Consider the following 15,119-nt stretch of genomic DNA (forward strand, 5'->3'; position numbering starts at 1 on the left):
CGGGCGGCGCGTCTCGGCCTGGTTCGCCTCGGCCCGGTTCGTCCCGGCCGGTCCCGTCCCGGCCGGTCTCGTCCCGACCGGTCTCGTCACGGCCGGTCTCGTCTCGGCCGATCTCGTCCCGACCGGTCACGTCCCGACCGGTCCGGTCACGGCCGGTCCCGTCCCAGCCGGTCTCGTCCCAGCCGCTCGCCGTCGCGCGGCCGACCCGATCCTGTGCCACTGCGGGTCCGGCAGGCGCCGCCAGTCCGGCGACCGCGGCGTCGAGCGCCCCATCCCGCTCGCGGAGCCGCGCGCGCAGCAGCGCCAGCTCCTCGAGGGCCGCAGGGTCCGCCTCTGCACTGAACGCCCGGCGCTCCAACTCGACCCACCGCCTCCGCTCCTCCGGCGACGCCCCGTCGCGGCGCCGCTCCAGGGCGGCCCGGCCGCGACCGCGACCGCCCAGGGCCGCGTCGAGCGCCGCCTCCGCCGCGGGACCGAGCTCGTCGATCAGCCGCGCCGCGCGCGCGGACGTGACCGTGGTGCCGACGGACGCCGGCACGTCAGCCCCGGTCGCGGACGGCGCGCGCCAGCGACTCGAGGCGCTCCCGGTACTCCGGCCACCACTCCTCGGGCACCGGCGGGAGGTTGTCACCGGGCGTCCGGAGCCCGACCCGCCCGTCGATCAGCTCGCGGACGATGTCGGCGTGACCCGCGTGCCGGTGCGTCTCCGCGGTGATGTGGACGAGGATCCGGTGCAGCGTCACGTCGCGGCCCGTCCACCAGGGGACCTGCCCGGGAGCGTCGAGCGGGAGGCCCGCGACCGTCGCGTCGGAGTGGGCCCACACGCGGCGGTACAGCGCGACGACATCGGCCAGCGACTCGTCGGCCGTCGCCCACATGTCCGCGTTCGGCTCCGACTCGTCCTCCATCCAGGGCATCGGCTCGGGGAACGGCCGGCCGAACACGGCGCCGAGGTAGCCCGCCTCGGTGCCCGCCACGTGCTTCACCAGGCCCAGCAGGTTCGTGCCCGTCGCGACGAGCGGCCGCCGCACGTCGTACTCGTCGAGCCCGTCGAGCTTCTGCAGCAGGGCGTCGCGCCCCTCCTGCAGGTAGCGGAGGAGGGTCTGCTTCGCGTCGTCGCTCATCCCCCCAGCCTGCCGCGCCCGACGGAGCCGCGCCAGAGCAGTACCCCGACCGCGCCCGCGCCCTGCCGACGCCGTGACATGTTCACCATGCAGGACGGATCTCCTCGCGAGCACCAGGATCCGCGGATCCACGGGCGGCTGGAGCGATCGGTCCTGAGTTCTGAACACGATCAGGCCCTCCGATCCACTGGCCGCCTGAGCGATCCGTCCTGAGTCCTCAACGGACTCGAGCGTGAACGGCCGCTGCCGCCCGCCGAACCCGTCGTTGGAGTGATGCGAACCCCCGCTCGGGACGCGCCGGGGCCGCGCCGTGTTCACAACGGAGGAAGGATCTCCCCGCGGGCACCGGGATCCGCGGATCCACGGCCCGCCGAAGCAATTCTTCCTCCGTGACGAACGGGATCAGGCCGGAACGCCCGCTCCGCACGCTGAGCCCGTCGCTCGGAGCAGGGCCGGGACTGCGCCCAGGAGTGGTCGACGTCGGGCCGGGGCCCTGGCCCGGGGGTGGGGCCCGGGCCGTGACGAGGCGGAGACGAGGCCGGGCCGTGTTCACACTGGAGGAGGAATCGCCCCGCGGGCACCCGGATCCACGGGTCAGCGGAGCGGTCGCCCTGAGTCCTGAACGGGATGAGCCGGAACGCCCGCTCCCGCCCGCCGAACCCGTCGCCGGAGCGATTCCGGAACCGCGCTCGAACCGCGCCCGGGACGGGCCGGGCCGGGCCGGGCCGGGCCGGGCCGGGCCGCACCGGGACGGGCCGGAGCCCCGACCTGTTCACAACGGAGGAAGGATCGCCCCGCGGGCTCCGGGATCCGCGGATCCACGGGACGCCGAAGCGATCCTTCCTCCGTTGTGAACGGGGTCAGGCCGGGACGCCCGCTCCCGCCCGCTGGACCCGGGTGCCGACGAGGCGCTGCGAGGAGGCGTCGACGGCGGCGGCCGGGCCGACCAGCTCGAGCGCCGCCTCCGTCTCGCGCGTCGCGCAGTCCGGGCCCACCCACAGCTCGATGCGGCCGGGCTCCACGATCCGAACGCCCTCGCGGCCGGTGAAGGCCAGGCGCGCGGCCGGGACCTCGAAGCGGACCTCCGCCTGCTCGCCGGGCTCGAGCGCGATCCGCGCGTAGCCGAGCAGCTGCGCCACCGGCCGGGTCACGCTGGCGAACACGTCGCGGGCGTACAGCTGCACCAGGTCGGTGCCCGCCCGCTCGCCCGTGTTGCGCACGCGCACGGTCACGGTGAAGGAGCCGTCCGTCGGGGCGGACTCCTCGACCGCCAGCTCCGTCCGGGCGAAGGCCGTGTACGAGAGGCCGTGGCCGAACGGCCGCACCGGCGTGCTGTCGGCGGAGGTCACGTCCGACGGCCCGCCGAGGATCGGGTGCAGGTACGAGAACGGCTGCGCCCCGGCGGAGCGCGGCAGCGAGACCGGCAGGTGGCCGGAGGGGTCGACCCGGCCCGAGACGACGCCCGCGATCGCGCCGGCGCCCTCCTCCCCCGGGAAGAAGGCCTGCAGCACCGCGGCGGGAGCCGCCGGTCCGTCGAGCGCCCAGCCCACGGCGTAGGGGCGGCCGGTCAGCAGCACGAGCACGACCGGGGTCCCGGTCGCCACGACGGCCTCGACCAGCTCGCGCTGGCGCCCGGGGAGCTCGAGGCTCTCGACGTCGTTGCCCTCGCCGACCGTGCCGCGGCCGAACAGGCCCGCCCGGTCGCCGACGACCACGATCGCCACGTCGGAGTCGGCGGCCGCCCGGACCGCCTCGGCGATCCCGGAGGCGTCGTCGCCCTCGACCGAGCAGCCCTCGGCGAGCAGCAGCTCGGCCGGGCCGAACTCGGCCGCCAGCGCGTCCGCGACGGTCGGGATCTCGAACCCGAGCGGCACGCCCGGGTGGTGCGCCAGCACGTGGTTGGCGAAGGAGTAGCAGCCCATCAGGGCGGGCGCGCTGTCGGCGTTGGGGCCGATCAGGGCGAGGCGGCGCTGCGGGGCGAGCGGCAGGACGCCGTCGTTGGCGAGCAGCACCACCGACTCCTCGGCCAGTCGGCGGGCGATGTCGCGGTGGGCCGGCGAGTCGAGGTCGATCGACTCGGGGGCGTCGTCGAAGCGCGCGTCGAGCAGGCCGAGCCGCTCCTTCTGCGCGAGCACCCGCAGCACGGCCCGGTCGACGAGCGCCTCGTCGGCCTCTCCGGCCCGGATGCGCGCGGCCAGCGGAGCGAGGAACGCGTCACCGGTGGGCAGCTCCACGTCGATCCCCGCGGCGAGCGCCAGCTCGGCCGCCTCGCCCAGGTCGGCGGCGACCGCGTGCATGAGGTGGAGGAACGCGACCGCGAAGTAGTCGGCGACGACCACGCCGTCGAAGCCCCAGCGCTCGCGCAGCACGCCCGTGAGGTAGGCGGGCGTCGCTCCGACCGGGTCCCCGTCGATCTCGGCGTAGGAGTTCATCACCGAGCGGGCGCCCCCGTCGCGGATCGCCATCTCGAACGGCGGCAGCAGCACGTCCGCGATCTCACGCGGTCCGGCGTGCACCGGCGCGTGGTTGCGGCCGCCGCGGGAGGCGGAGTAGCCGATGAAGTGCTTCAGCGTCGCGTCGACGCCGGTGGACTGCAGGCCCTGCACGTACGCGGTGCCGATCGTGCCGACGACGTACGGGTCCTCGGCGATGCACTCGTCGACCCGGCCCCAGCGGGGGTCGCGGATCACGTCGAGCACGGGCGCCAGGCCCTGGTGGATCCCGAGCTCGCGCATCGAGCCGCCGATCACGGCGCCGAGCTCGGCCACGAGCTCGGGGTCGAAGGAGGCGCCCCAGGCGAGCGGAGTCGGGAACGTCGCGGCCTGCCAGGCGGCGAGCCCGGTCAGGCACTCCTCGTGGACGATCGCCGGGATGCCCAGCCGCGTCTCCTCGACGAGGCGGCGCTGCTCCGCCCACAGCCATCGGGCGCGCTCGAGCGGATCGACGGGGCGCGTGCCGTAGACGCGGGTCAGCTGGCCGATCCCCTCGCGGGTCGCCTCGGCGTATCCGGTCGAGGTGGCCATCTCCCCGGCGAGCGGGGCGACGACCTCGCCGCCCTGGTCGACCCAGTAGCCGACCAGCTGGGAGAGCTTCTCCTCCAGCGTCATCCGGCCCAGAAGCTCGGTGGTGCGGGCGGACGGGGCCTGGGGCTCCTCTGGTGCGTGCGGTGCGGTCACGGTGCGACCCTCTCTGCGGGTGGGGTGACGGGTGCGGACGGGACGGGGGACGCGGCGGATGGGCGGAGCGATCCGCTCATCCCTTCACCGCCCCCGTCAGCCCGCCGACGATGCGGCGCTCGAAGACGCTGAAGAAGATCAGCGCCGGGATCATCGACAGCGACACGAAGGCGAGCACCTTCGCCGTGTCGACCGAGTACTGCGACGAGAACGCCTGCACTCCGAGCGGGAGCGTGAAGGTGGACTCGTTGTTGAGGATGAACAGGGGCAGCAGATAGCTGTTCCAGCTCGCGATGAACGCGAGGATCCCCGTGGTGATCACGCCGGGCATCGCCAGGCGCACGACCATCCGGAAGAAGAAGCCGATCCGGCTGCAGCCGTCGATGAAGGCCGCCTCCTGGATCTCGTCCGGGATCGCGCGGAGGAACGGCACCAGGATGATGATCGTGGTCGGCAGGCCGAACGCGATCTGCGGCAGCACCACTCCGGCGAGCGAGTTCATCAGGCCGAGGCTCTTGATCACCAGGTAGAGAGGAGTGATCGCCACCGTCATCGGGAACATCAGGCCGGCAGCGAAGAGCGCGTAGAACACGCCCCGGCCGGTGAAGTCGTACCGGGCCAGGACGTAGCTCGCCATCAGGCCGAGCACGACCACGCCGAGCGTCGTCGCGAGGCCGGCGATGGTGGAGTTGCCGACCTCCTGCCAGAAGACGCCGCCGGTGATCACGTCGAGGTAGTTCTGCACGTTCCAGGGCGAGGGCAGGCCGGCCGGGTCGGTGGTGATCTGCGCGTTCGTGCGGAAGCCGCCGAGGATGATGTACGCCACCGGGGCGAGCATCAGCGCGATCACGACGATCGCCACGACGTAGGCGATCGTGGTGCCGCGGCCCAGGGGCTGCCGGCGCCGCTTCACCGCGAGAGGCCGAGGGGTCTCCGGAGTGATCGGCGGGGCCGTCATCGTCGTGCCGGTCATCGCTTGTCTCCCGTCAGTGCGCCCGCCGTGTCGCGCCGGAGCACGAAGCGCTGGTAGATCAGCGCCACCACGAGCGAGATCAGGAACAGGACCACCGCGACGGCGTTCCCGTACCCGTAGTTGCCGGCGTTGCGGCCGTTGGTGACCAGGTAGATCGCCATGGTCGAGGTGCCCGCGGTCGAGGACACGTACTGGCCCCAGATGATGTAGACGAGGTCGAACAGCTGCAGTGCGCCGATGATCGACAGGAACGCCCAGATCCGCAGGGTCGGCGCGAGCAGGGGCAGGGTGATCCGCCGCTGCACCTGCCAGTAGGAGGCGCCGTCGATGGCCGCGGCCTCGGACAGCTCCTCGGGGATGCCCTGCAGACCCGCGAGGAAGAGGATCACGGCGAAGCCGATGTACTTCCACGTGATGATCAGCATCAGCGTCCAGATCGCGATCGCCGGATCCGAGAGCCAGTCCTGCTTCAGCGCGCCGAGGCCGACCTTCTCGAGCAGGCCGTTGACCGCGCCGCTGGTCTGGAGCATCAGGCTCCATCCCGTGCCGACGACGACCTCCGAGATCACGTACGGCACGAAGATCAGGACGCGGATGATCGACTGCCCGCGCAGCTTGCGGTTCAGCAGCAGCGCCAGGAGGATCGCGACCGGCCCCTGGAGCACGAGCGAGAGCACCACGATGATGCCGTTGTGCGCGAGGGCGTCGTGGAAGGTGGGGTCCTGCAGGATCGTCAGGTAGTTTCGGAAGCCGACGAAGTCCGTCGGCACTCCGTAGCCCTGCCAGCTGAAGAAGCCGTAGTAGGCCGCCATCACGACCGGGAAGATCACGAAGGCGAGGAAGACGATCAGCGCCGGGCCGACCAGGAGCGCGATCTCGAAGCGCCCCGCCCAGCCCACGCTGCGGCGGCGCCGGCGCACCGGAGGCGTCGAGGGGACGCCTCCGGTGCGCGCGGTCCCGCGGGGCTCATCCACTCCGAGGAGCGGGCTCTCGCGGAGTGCCATGGTGGCTAGGCCTTCGCCGCGGCGGCGTTGACGGCCTCGACCAGCTGCTCGGGGTCGCTCTTGCCGGCCAGCAGGTCGACGACTCCGACGTTCAGCGCGTTGCCGACGTTGAGGCCGTAGACGGTGTCGAGCCACTGCGAGACGTACGGGGCCGAGTTGTAGGCCTCGAGGATCTGCTGCAGGTACGGCTCGGTGACCGCCTCCTGCGCCACGGTGTTCACCGGGGGCGCGTTGAAGGCCGCGTAGTACTCCTTCTGCACGTCGGAGGTGGCCAGGTAGTTGAGGAAGTCGACGCACTCGTCGGGAGCACCCGCGGAGCAGGAGTAGCCGTCGACGCCGCCCATGATCGCGCCGGCCTCGCCGTCGCCGCCGTCGATCTCGGGGAAGGGGAACCAGCCCAGGTCGGGCAGCGGCTTCTCGTCGGGGGTGAGGGAGGCGATCACGCCCGGGTCCCATGCGCCCATGAGCTCCATCGACGCCTGGTGGTTGGCGAGGAGTCCGGCCGAGCTGCCCGCGCCCTGCTGGGCGGCGGTGGTGAGGAAGCCCTCGTTGAACGGCTCGGTCGCCGCGAAGTCCTGCAGGTCCTCGCCCGCGCGGACCCAGCAGTCGTCCGAGAAGTCCTTGGTGTCGGCCGCCTCGGCCATGGTGTCGGCGCTGCACTCGCGCAGCGCGAAGAAGTAGTACCAGTGCGCGGCGGGCCAGGCGTCCTTCGCGCCGAGCGCGACGGCCTGGGCTCCGCTGCCGTTGATCTTCGTGATCGCGGAGTCGAGCTCGTCGATCGTCTTCGGGGTCTCGGTGACTCCGGCGGCGGTGAACACGTCCTGGCTGTAGAAGAGGCCGCCCGGGAGGACCGCGACCGGCATCGCCCAGACCTTGTCGTCGAGCGTGTTCGCCGAGAACGAGCCCTCGGGGATCTCGCTCCGCGCCTGGTCGGAGATGCCTCCGGTGAGGTCCTTGAGCTGTCCGCCCGCGACCATGGCGGCGAGCTTGCCGCCTCCGCGCTGGAGGAAGACGTCGGGGGCGTCGCCCGAGTTGAGCGCCGTCTGGAGCTTGCCGTCGAGGTCCTCGTTCTGGATGGCCTGCGACTCGATGGTCACTCCGGGGTTCGCGGCCTCGAAGTCCGCGATCGTCTTGTCCCAGAACTCCTGGCCAGGGCCCGTGGTCGAGTTCTGCCAGAGGGTCATCGCGACGGTGCCGTCGCTCGATCCCGAATCCTGGGCCGAGCAGCCGGTGAGGGCCGCGACCGTGCCGAGCAGGGCTGCTGTCGCCACTGCGATCTTCCTGAACTTCATCGTCCAACCGTTCTCTTCATCGAGGGCGCCGCCTGGTGCACCGGCGCCGTGGGGGTTCCCGCCTTCGCGGGTGGAGTCAGTGTCCGCAGTGGTTGCGAAAGTGGTCAAACGTTTTCGAAATGGGTTTCGAAGCACGGGTTACAGTCGGCCACATGACCACCCGACCGACCATCCACGACGTCGCCGCTGCCGCCGGCGTCTCGGTGGCGACGGTGTCGAAGGCCGTGAACGGCCGCTACGGCATCGCTCCCTCCACCGCCACCCGCGTCCTCGAGGTCGTGCGCGAGCTCGGCTACGAGTCGAGCCTCGTCGCGAGCAGCATGCGCTCCCGGCGCACAGGCGTGATCGGCGTGCTCGTCGCCGGGTTCGAGCCGTTCAGCGCCGAGATCCTGAAGGGCGTGGGGTCGGTGCTGGCGGAGTCGCGGTTCGACCTGCTCGCCTACTCCGGCTCCCACGAGGGCGAGCAGGAGGGCTGGGAGCGGCGCTCGCTGAGCCGGCTCAGCGGCACCCTCATCGACGGCGCGATCATGGTGACGCCGAGCGTGGTGAGCGCCCCCTCCGACATCCCGCTCGTCGCCGTCGACCCGCACACCGGTCGCGCCGACCTGCCGACCGTCGAGTCCGACAACTTCGGCGGCGCCCTGCTCGCCGTCCGCCACCTCGTCGCCCTCGGGCACCGCCGCATCGGCTTCGTCGCGGGCCGCGGCGACCTGCGCTCGGCGCGGCTGCGCGAGGCCGGCTACCGGGCGGCGCTGGCGGAGGCGGGCATCGCCTTCGACGAGCGGCTGCTGCGCGTGGGCAACTACCACCGCGACACCGCTCGGCGGCCCGCCTCCTCGCTCCTGTCGCTGCCCGACCGGCCGACCGCGGTCTTCGCTGCGAACGACGTCTCGGCGCTCGCGATCATCGAGACCGCCGCGCACCTGGGCCTCGCCGTGCCCCACGACCTGTCGGTGATCGGCTTCGACGACGTGCCCGAGGCCGCGCGCTTCGACCCGCCGCTGACGACGATCCGCCAGCCGATGCAGACCCTCGGTGCGACCGCGGCCGAGATGCTGATCGCCCTGATGGCCGGGCGCGAGCCGCGCTCGCTGCACGTGCAGCTGCCGACCCAGCTCGTCCGCCGGGCGACGACGGGGCCGCCCGCATGAGCGACGACGGGACCGCCGGCAGGGGCGACGACCTCGAGGACGACGGCCCGGCCGCCGTGCACGCCGCCCTCTTCGACGCGCTGGAGCTGGTGGACCTGCCCGCGCTCGAGGCGCTGCTCGACGAGCGCTTCGTGATCGAGCACCCCACCGGCCTCGTGCAGTCCCGGGAGGAGTGGCTCGCCGACATCGACGAGGCGCGCAAGGAGTACCACGAGATCGACCACGTCGAGAGCGCCCTCTCGGGCGGCGCCGCGCACCCGGTGCTCACCTCCCGCACGATCACGGAGGCGACCATCGGCCGCCTGCACGCGACCTGGCGCCTCCAGCTGACGAGCCGCCTCGTCCGCCGCGACGAGGGGTGGGTGATCACGCGAACGGTGGTGACGAGCTGGTGAGGTGGGCGGACCGGCGCGCTCCCGGCAGGCGGCAGGCGGAGCGGGCAGGATCGACACCGTGCTCCTCCAGGTCGTGACCCGCTCCCCCCGCCCGGCCGCCGAGATGTTCGACCGGGCGCGCGACATCGACCTGCACACGCGCTCGCAGTCCGGCGCCCGCGAGCGCGCGGTGTCCGGGACGACCACCGGGCTGATCGGGCTCGGCGAGCACGTGACCTGGAGCGCCCGGCACTTCGGCGTCCCGCTCCGGCTGACCAGCACCGTCACCGCGCTCGACGCCCCGCACTCCTTCGTCGACGAGCAGACCCGCGGGCCCTTCGCCGCGTTCCGCCACGAGCACCGCTTCGAGCCCGACGGCTCCGGCTCCGGCTCCGTGATGATCGACCGGCTGACCTACTCCGCCCCGCTCGGTGTCCTCGGGAGGATCGCGGAGCGGCTGGTGCTCGACCGGCACCTGCGGCGGCTGCTGGAAGCGCGCGGCGCGTTCCTCGCCGAAGGCGACCGGTGAGCGTCGTGATCCGGACCCGGCTGACGCTCGTCGCCGGGCGCGGAGCGCAGACGGGGCCGAGCGGCGCCCACTAGCGGTTCCGCGCACGTGACCGTGACGCGGCGTCGACCCGTACCGTCGCTTCCCTCGCCGCCGGAGTCCCCGGCGACGGGGAGACGGAGCGCGCTGTGGAGCAGGAGTGGACCCTGCACGAGGTGGCGCGACTGGCCTGCTGCTGCCCGACCTCGGCCTCGGGCTGCCCGAGATCGGGCGCATCCTGCGGCGCGACACGGAGCCGGTGCTCGCTCTCGAGCGGCACCTCGACGTGCTCCAGGAGGAGCGCCGGCGGATCGACCGCCGCATCCGGGCGGTCGCCGGGACCGGGTCGACGGCGACACCATCGCGCTGCCGTTCGTCTGGGGAGAGGCGGTGCCGACGAGCGTCCTGGGACTCCGGCACGAAGGCCTCGCGAACATCCTGCGCGCCTCCTTCGACGAGCTGTGGCGGCGGGCGGAGCCGGTGGGAGCGGACCAGCAGCCGTGGTCGGCGCTCCTCCGCCTGATGCAGCAGGGCAACACCCTCGAGGGCGCGTCGCACCGCCTCGGCCTGAACCCCCGGACCGGACGACGCCGGGTCGCCGCCACGATGGAGCACTACGGAGCACCGACGCTCTTCGCGCTCGGGTCCGCCTGGACCGCGGCGGGCGGCGGTGGTGGCGCATCGGAGGGTGAGAGCACCCGCGTGCGCCGGCCGACCGCGTGCCAGGATCGCTCCATGGGGATGAGCGGAACACGGTTCGCGGTCACGGTCACGGTCACGGCGCTGGCGGGCGGGCTGCTGCTCTCCGGTTGCACCGCTGCGGAGCCGACCGCAGGGCCGTCGGCTGCGGCGGACGGCGTTCCGCCCACGTCCTCCGTAGCACCACCCTCCGCGGCGTCGCCGCTCAGCGCCTTCGAGCAGCAGCTCCCCCTCTCGGGAGACTTCGTCAGCCAGCAGACCGCGACGACCGGCTCGGTGCGGATCGAGCGCCGGGCGGACGGATCGACGTGGGCGGTCCTCACCGGCTTCTCGACCGGCGACGCCTCCGACCTCCGGCTGTCCCTCAAGGAGGGTGCGCTCGACCAGGACGCCTCCGGCAACTGGGTCGACACCGCCGGCTACTCCTTCGACATCGCCGCGCTGGACCCGGACCTGCCCGATCAGGAGATCCCGATCCCGGGGGCCGCGACGATGCCGGAGATCCGCACGCTCACCGCGATGGACTACCAGGGCCCCGACTACCCGTCGCTCGGCTCCGTCGCACTCGCGCCGGCCGCGTGAGGGTGAGCTCCTCCGCGGGTCGAGGGCTCCGCCCGGAGACGGGATGATCGCCTCATGGGACGCATCCGCTTCAGCAGTCCGGGCTGGGACGAGGACACCGACCGAGGCCTGGCACCCGATCCCGACCGGGCACGGTACTCCCGGGACGACGGGGCGAGGTTCACCGCGATCACGCTCACCTGCCTGTCCGTCCTCCCGTCCCTCGTCCTGACGGCCGCGTTCTTCCTCGTGCGGCTCCCTCCGCTGGACCGCGACGACCAGCCCGACTGGACGGCGCCGAGCGCAGGCGTCCTGGCTCCGTGGCTGCTGCTGTTCCTGCTCCCGCCGCTGGTCACAGGGCTGCTCACCCGACTGGTCGGCGGGCGCGACTCCGACCACGGGTTCCGGCACTCCGCCGCGATCTGCCTCCTGGTGACGGCCCCGTTCCTCGGGCTCTCGGCCCTGTCGCTCCTCGGCTAGACGCCGCCTACGCCTGCAGGACCACCGCGCCGTAGTGCGTGCCCGCGCCCGTGCCGACCAGCAGCACCGACTCCCCCGGCTGCACGCGCGAGCGGTGCAGGGCCAGGGGGATCGCGCTGCCGATCGTGTTGCCGACCTCGCCGAGCGTGACCGTCATCCGGTCGCGGCCCCAGAGGCGTGCCATGCCCTCGAGCCCGGCCGCGCTGGTCTGGTGCGGGACCACCCGGTCGATGCCGGGGAGCCCGGTCGAGAGGCCGGGGCGCACCTCCTCGAGGAACGCCGGGAAGTGCCTCAGCGCGTCGACGAGCAGCGCCTTGCCCTGCATGTCGAAGCGGAAGTCGGCGAGCCGGTCGGGCGCCTCGTCGATGCGGATGCGCGAGCCGAAGCCGCGCAGTTCCGCGTGGCGCACGCCGCTCGGGCGGGTGCGGAAGTGCGTGGTGACCAGGCCCTGGCCCGGAGTCTCGGCGCGGCCGATCACGACGGCGGCGGCCGCATCGCCGAAGAGCAGGGCGCTCTCGGGCTGGCCCGGGTCGATGCCGCGGCTGCCGCAGTCGGTCGAGACGATGAGGACCGTGTCGGCGCGGTGGGTGGCGAGGAGGAAGCCCGCCTCCTGCAGAGCGAAGAGGAACGACAGGCAGGTGGCGCCGACGCTGTACGCCGAGACGTCGTCGAGGCCGAGGCCCGCGGCGAGAAGCGCGCCTCCGTCCGGGATCGCCTGCAGCTGAGTCCCCGAGGCGTTGAGCACCACGTCGACCGTGTCGAGACCGGCCGCCGCGAGCGCCCGGCGGGCGGCGAGCAGGCCGAGCTCGAGCGGGTCCTCGTCGTCGGCCACCCAGTGACGGGTGCGCACGCCGGAGCGGCGCTCGGCCTCGTCGGCGGGCAGGCCGCAGAGCGCGGCGACCTCGGCGGTCGTGACGATCCGCTCGGGCAGCGCTTCGCCCGTGCCGAGGACGCGGAGCGGGAGGAGGTCGGGCACGCGGGCCCCTTCCTGCCCCGGGACGTGCGGAGCGAATCCCTGTATAGCGCGCCTCTGCACCTCCGCGCGCACTGTTCGGCGCGGTTTGACGGCACGGGCGCCCGCCGACACCATGGTCCCGGAGCGGGGGACGGATGGACGCGCACGGATTCTGGGTGGTCGTGCCCTTCCTCGACGAGGAGAAGCTGCTCGGCGGCGCCCTCGACGCGCTCGCCCGCCAGACCGATCCGGACTTCACCCTCCTGCTCGTCGACAACGGCAGCACCGACGGCTCGCGCGCCGTGATCGAGGAGTTCCGCCGCCGACGCCCGGAGCGGCAGGTCGCCGTGATCGACGAGGCGCAGAAGGGCACGGGAGCCGCCTCCGACACCGGCTTCCGCCATGCGATCGCTGAGGGCGCGTCGGCCGTCGCCCGCACCGACGCCGACTGCCTGCCGAGCGCCGACTGGGTGGCGCGCCTCAAGGCCGACCTCCGCGGCGGCGCCCGCTTCGTCGGCGGCCGCCTGTCCCCGCGGCGGGACGAGGCCGTCTACCGCTGGTACGACGGCGTGCTCGGCACCGCGCTGATCCGCCTGATGGAGCACGCGCCGGCCGTCTTCTACCGCCGCCCCGGCCAGCGGTACCGGATGTTCATGGCCGCCGGCTGCAACCTCGCGATCGACGCCGCTCTGTACCTCCAGGTCGACGGCTTCCCGCGCTCGAGCATCGACGACACCGACGAGGATCTGGAGCTGCACCTCAAGGTCTGCCAGGTGATCGGGCGGAGCGAGGCGCTGCTCGACAGGCACGCGGTCGTGCTCATGTCGATCCGGAAGGGCAAGGCCCTCGGCTACCTCGGGATCCTGCTCTGGTACTGGGGCCGCAAGCGCGGACTGGAGGTCGTCGATGTCCGCTGAGCGACGCGTCCTGATCACCGGGGCGACGGGCTTCCTCGGCGGGTACGCGGTGCGCGAGTTCCTGGCGGCGGGCGACGACGTGCTCGCCACAGGACGCGACCCGGGGGCGCTGGCGCGGCTGGAGGAGGAGGGCGCGTCGGTCCTCCGCGCGGACCTCGCCGAGCTGGGAGCGATGACCGTCGAGGCCGACGTCCTCGTGCACGCCGCCGCCCTCTCGAGCCCGTGGGGCACGTGGAGCGAGTTCGAGCGCGCGAACGTGGCGGGCACGGAGTCGATGATCGCCCTCGCGGAGCGCTGCGGCATCCGCCGCTTCGTCTTCGTCTCGTCGCCGAGCATCTACTCCGCCCGCCGCCACCAGTACCTGGTGCGGGAGGAGGAGGTCGACACCGGCAGCCGGATGAGTCTCTACATCCGCAGCAAGATCGAGGCCGAGCGGCTGCTGCAGGAGGCGCACCGCGCCGGCCGGATCCCCGAGCTCGTGATCCTGCGCCCGCGCGGCCTGATCGGCGTCGGCGACCCCAGCCTCCTCCCCCGCTTCGTCGCCGCCAGCCGCCGCCGCGGCATCCCCCTCTTCGACGGCGGCCGGAACCCCGTCGACATCACCTGCGTCGAGAACGCCGCGCACGCGCTGGTCCTCGCGGCCGACGCTCCCGTGGCCGACGGCGGCGTCTACAACATCACCAACGGCGAGCCCGCTCCGCTCGGCGACCTGCTCGAGCGCTTCTTCGCCGCGATGGGCGAGGAGCCGCGCTTCATCCGGGTGGACCTGCGCGTGCTGACCGGGCTCGCCGAGATCCTGGAGCGGGTCTACCGGCTGCTGCCCGGCCGCGAGCCGCCGTTCACCCGCTACACCGTGGCGACCCTCGCGTACGCGCAGACCCTCGACATCTCGCGGGCGCGGGCCGAGCTCGGCTACGAGCCGACCGTGCCGCTGGCCGAGGGGATCCGCCGGGTCGGCGAGCACCTGAGGGGGACGCGTGGCTGAGTCGTCGCTGCAGGTGATGGCGTGCGGGAGCACCGTCTTCCCGCTGTCCCGCGTGTTCCGGGGGAAGGGGCTCCCCCGCCGCGTCTTCCCCTCGAACGTCTTCCTCTACACGCACCCGAGCGGCCGACGGGTGCTCGTGGACACGGGCTACCCCCCGACGTTCCGCGGGACGGGCCTCGTCGGACGGCTGTACGAGCGCATCCTGCCCGCGACGGTGGCGGACGGCGAGACCGTCGACCAGCGGCTGCTCGCCCTCGGACTGACCCCGGCCGACGTGGAGTTCGTGGTGCTGACCCACCTGCACCCGGACCACGTGGGCGGGGTGCGCTGGTTCCCCGACGCGACCTTCGTGCTGTCGTCGGGCCAGATCGCCTCCGTGCGGCGGAACCGGGTGCGGGAGGGGATCTTCCGCGCGCTGCTGCCGCCGTGGTTCGCGGCCGGGATCGTGGCGGACGAGCAGCCCGTGACGACGATCGCGGGGGTGAGCGGCTTCGACCTGTTCGGCGACGGATCGCTGCTCGTGGTGCCCCTGCCGGGGCACGCGCGCGGGCACCTGGGGGTGCTCGTCGAGGGTCGCGTGCTGGTGGCCGGCGACGCGGCGTGGGGACGGGAGTTCCTGGGCTGGTCCTCGCGCCTGCGCCGGCTGCCGCGGTTCATCAGCGACGACGCGCGGGCGCACGAGCGGACGTCGGAGCTGCTCGAGCGGGTGGAGGCGTCGGGGGTGCGGCTGTGCTTCTCGCACGACGCGTATCCGGAGGGGGATGCGGGGGTGCGGGAGGCCTGGCCGGAACGCTGACGCCGACGCCGCGCCCGGCCGACCAGCGCGAGGTCGTCGATCCGATCCGAGGAGTGACGCGGCCGCGAGCCCACTCCGCGGGATC

At 73.3% G+C, this 15,119-nt stretch carries 14 protein-coding genes and 1 pseudogene; 8 read left to right on the forward strand and 7 right to left on the reverse strand.

Going from position 1 to position 15,119, the window contains the following annotated elements; translation table 11 throughout:
* The 6 genes and pseudogenes from C5C24_RS18245 to C5C24_RS10360 form a co-directional block, all read right to left on the reverse strand.
* Positions 1-358: pseudogene (locus C5C24_RS18245) on the reverse strand (hypothetical protein); the annotation flags it as partial.
* Positions 359-539: 181 nt separating this feature from the next.
* On the reverse strand, positions 540-1,124 hold the full coding sequence (locus C5C24_RS10340; protein ID WP_104304908.1) for a DinB family protein: 585 nt from the start codon (positions 1,122-1,124) through the stop codon (positions 540-542).
* A gap of 860 nt (positions 1,125-1,984) precedes the next feature.
* On the reverse strand, positions 1,985-4,231 hold the full coding sequence (locus C5C24_RS10345) for a glycoside hydrolase family 3 N-terminal domain-containing protein (RefSeq protein ID WP_104304909.1): 2,247 nt from the start codon (positions 4,229-4,231) through the stop codon (positions 1,985-1,987).
* A gap of 145 nt (positions 4,232-4,376) precedes the next feature.
* A complete protein-coding gene (locus C5C24_RS10350; RefSeq protein ID WP_104224899.1) occupies positions 4,377-5,273 on the reverse strand; it encodes a carbohydrate ABC transporter permease in 897 nt (298 codons plus the stop codon).
* Positions 5,270-6,277, reverse strand: a complete 1,008-nt coding sequence (locus C5C24_RS10355; RefSeq protein ID WP_104304910.1) for a carbohydrate ABC transporter permease — start codon at positions 6,275-6,277, stop codon at positions 5,270-5,272. Before C5C24_RS10355 ends, C5C24_RS10350 begins: the two co-directional genes overlap by 4 nt.
* Before the next feature lie 5 nt (positions 6,278-6,282).
* Positions 6,283-7,569 (reverse strand): ABC transporter substrate-binding protein, encoded by a 1,287-nt coding sequence (locus C5C24_RS10360; protein ID WP_104304911.1) that lies wholly within the window; start codon positions 7,567-7,569, stop codon positions 6,283-6,285.
* Positions 7,570-7,721: 152 nt separating this feature from the next.
* On the opposite strand from C5C24_RS10360, the gene C5C24_RS10365 reads away from it, so the two are divergent.
* The 5 genes from C5C24_RS10365 to C5C24_RS10385 all read left to right on the forward strand — a co-directional run bounded on the left by C5C24_RS10365 (position 7,722) and on the right by C5C24_RS10385 (position 11,381).
* Positions 7,722-8,720, forward strand: a complete 999-nt coding sequence (locus C5C24_RS10365; RefSeq protein ID WP_104304912.1) for a LacI family DNA-binding transcriptional regulator — start codon at positions 7,722-7,724, stop codon at positions 8,718-8,720.
* A complete protein-coding gene (locus C5C24_RS10370; RefSeq protein ID WP_104275790.1) occupies positions 8,717-9,115 on the forward strand; it encodes a nuclear transport factor 2 family protein in 399 nt (132 codons plus the stop codon). Before C5C24_RS10365 ends, C5C24_RS10370 begins: the two co-directional genes overlap by 4 nt.
* A gap of 58 nt (positions 9,116-9,173) precedes the next feature.
* Positions 9,174-9,623, forward strand: coding sequence for an SRPBCC family protein (locus tag C5C24_RS10375; RefSeq protein ID WP_308470828.1), 450 nt, complete (start codon positions 9,174-9,176; stop codon positions 9,621-9,623).
* A 408-nt stretch (positions 9,624-10,031) separates the two neighbouring features.
* Entirely contained in the window at positions 10,032-10,922 is an 891-nt protein-coding gene (locus C5C24_RS10380; RefSeq protein ID WP_104275789.1) for a hypothetical protein, read from the forward strand.
* 54 nt (positions 10,923-10,976) lie between these two features.
* Positions 10,977-11,381: a hypothetical protein gene (locus tag C5C24_RS10385; RefSeq protein ID WP_104304913.1), complete on the forward strand. Its 405-nt coding sequence runs from the start codon at positions 10,977-10,979 to the stop codon at positions 11,379-11,381.
* A gap of 7 nt (positions 11,382-11,388) precedes the next feature.
* Here the strand turns inward: C5C24_RS10385 and C5C24_RS10390 are convergent, their stop codons facing one another.
* Entirely contained in the window at positions 11,389-12,357 is a 969-nt protein-coding gene (locus C5C24_RS10390) for a 3-oxoacyl-ACP synthase III family protein (RefSeq protein WP_219812863.1), read from the reverse strand.
* 134 nt (positions 12,358-12,491) lie between these two features.
* Between C5C24_RS10390 and C5C24_RS10395 the strand changes: the two genes are divergently transcribed.
* From C5C24_RS10395 to C5C24_RS10405, 3 genes are read left to right on the forward strand one after another with little or no spacing between them, the layout of a single operon-like run.
* Positions 12,492-13,253, forward strand: coding sequence for a glycosyltransferase family A protein (locus C5C24_RS10395; protein WP_104304915.1), 762 nt, complete (start codon positions 12,492-12,494; stop codon positions 13,251-13,253).
* Positions 13,243-14,238 carry an NAD(P)-dependent oxidoreductase gene (locus tag C5C24_RS10400; protein ID WP_104304916.1) on the forward strand — a complete coding sequence of 332 codons (996 nt, stop codon included), beginning with the start codon at positions 13,243-13,245 and terminating at the stop codon, positions 14,236-14,238. The genes C5C24_RS10395 and C5C24_RS10400 overlap by 11 nt, the downstream gene beginning before the upstream one ends.
* A complete protein-coding gene (locus C5C24_RS10405; RefSeq protein WP_104304917.1) occupies positions 14,231-15,034 on the forward strand; it encodes an MBL fold metallo-hydrolase in 804 nt (267 codons plus the stop codon). Before C5C24_RS10400 ends, C5C24_RS10405 begins: the two co-directional genes overlap by 8 nt.
* Positions 15,035-15,119 lie beyond the last annotated feature (85 nt).

The organism is Rathayibacter sp. AY2B3 (genome assembly GCF_002931755.1).
Taxonomy (GTDB): Bacteria; Actinomycetota; Actinomycetes; order Actinomycetales; family Microbacteriaceae; genus Rathayibacter.

Bases quoted from the DNA above. Each gene is read 5' to 3' on its own strand.
- C5C24_RS10340 (WP_104304908.1), bottom strand. From the start codon at position 1,124: ATGAGCGACGACGCGAAGCAGACCCTCCTCCGCTACCTGCAGGAGGGG.
- C5C24_RS10345 (WP_104304909.1), bottom strand. From the start codon at position 4,231: ATGACGCTGGAGGAGAAGCTCTCCCAGCTGGTCGGCTACTGGGTCGAC.
- C5C24_RS10350 (WP_104224899.1), bottom strand. From the start codon at position 5,273: ATGACCGGCACGACGATGACGGCCCCGCCGATCACTCCGGAGACCCCT.
- C5C24_RS10355 (WP_104304910.1), bottom strand. From the start codon at position 6,277: ATGGCACTCCGCGAGAGCCCGCTCCTCGGAGTGGATGAGCCCCGCGGG.
- C5C24_RS10360 (WP_104304911.1), bottom strand. From the start codon at position 7,569: ATGAAGTTCAGGAAGATCGCAGTGGCGACAGCAGCCCTGCTCGGCACG.
- C5C24_RS10365 (WP_104304912.1), top strand. From the start codon at position 7,722: ATGACCACCCGACCGACCATCCACGACGTCGCCGCTGCCGCCGGCGTC.
- C5C24_RS10370 (WP_104275790.1), top strand. From the start codon at position 8,717: ATGAGCGACGACGGGACCGCCGGCAGGGGCGACGACCTCGAGGACGAC.
- C5C24_RS10385 (WP_104304913.1), top strand. From the start codon at position 10,977: ATGGGACGCATCCGCTTCAGCAGTCCGGGCTGGGACGAGGACACCGAC.
- C5C24_RS10395 (WP_104304915.1), top strand. From the start codon at position 12,492: ATGGACGCGCACGGATTCTGGGTGGTCGTGCCCTTCCTCGACGAGGAG.
- C5C24_RS10400 (WP_104304916.1), top strand. From the start codon at position 13,243: ATGTCCGCTGAGCGACGCGTCCTGATCACCGGGGCGACGGGCTTCCTC.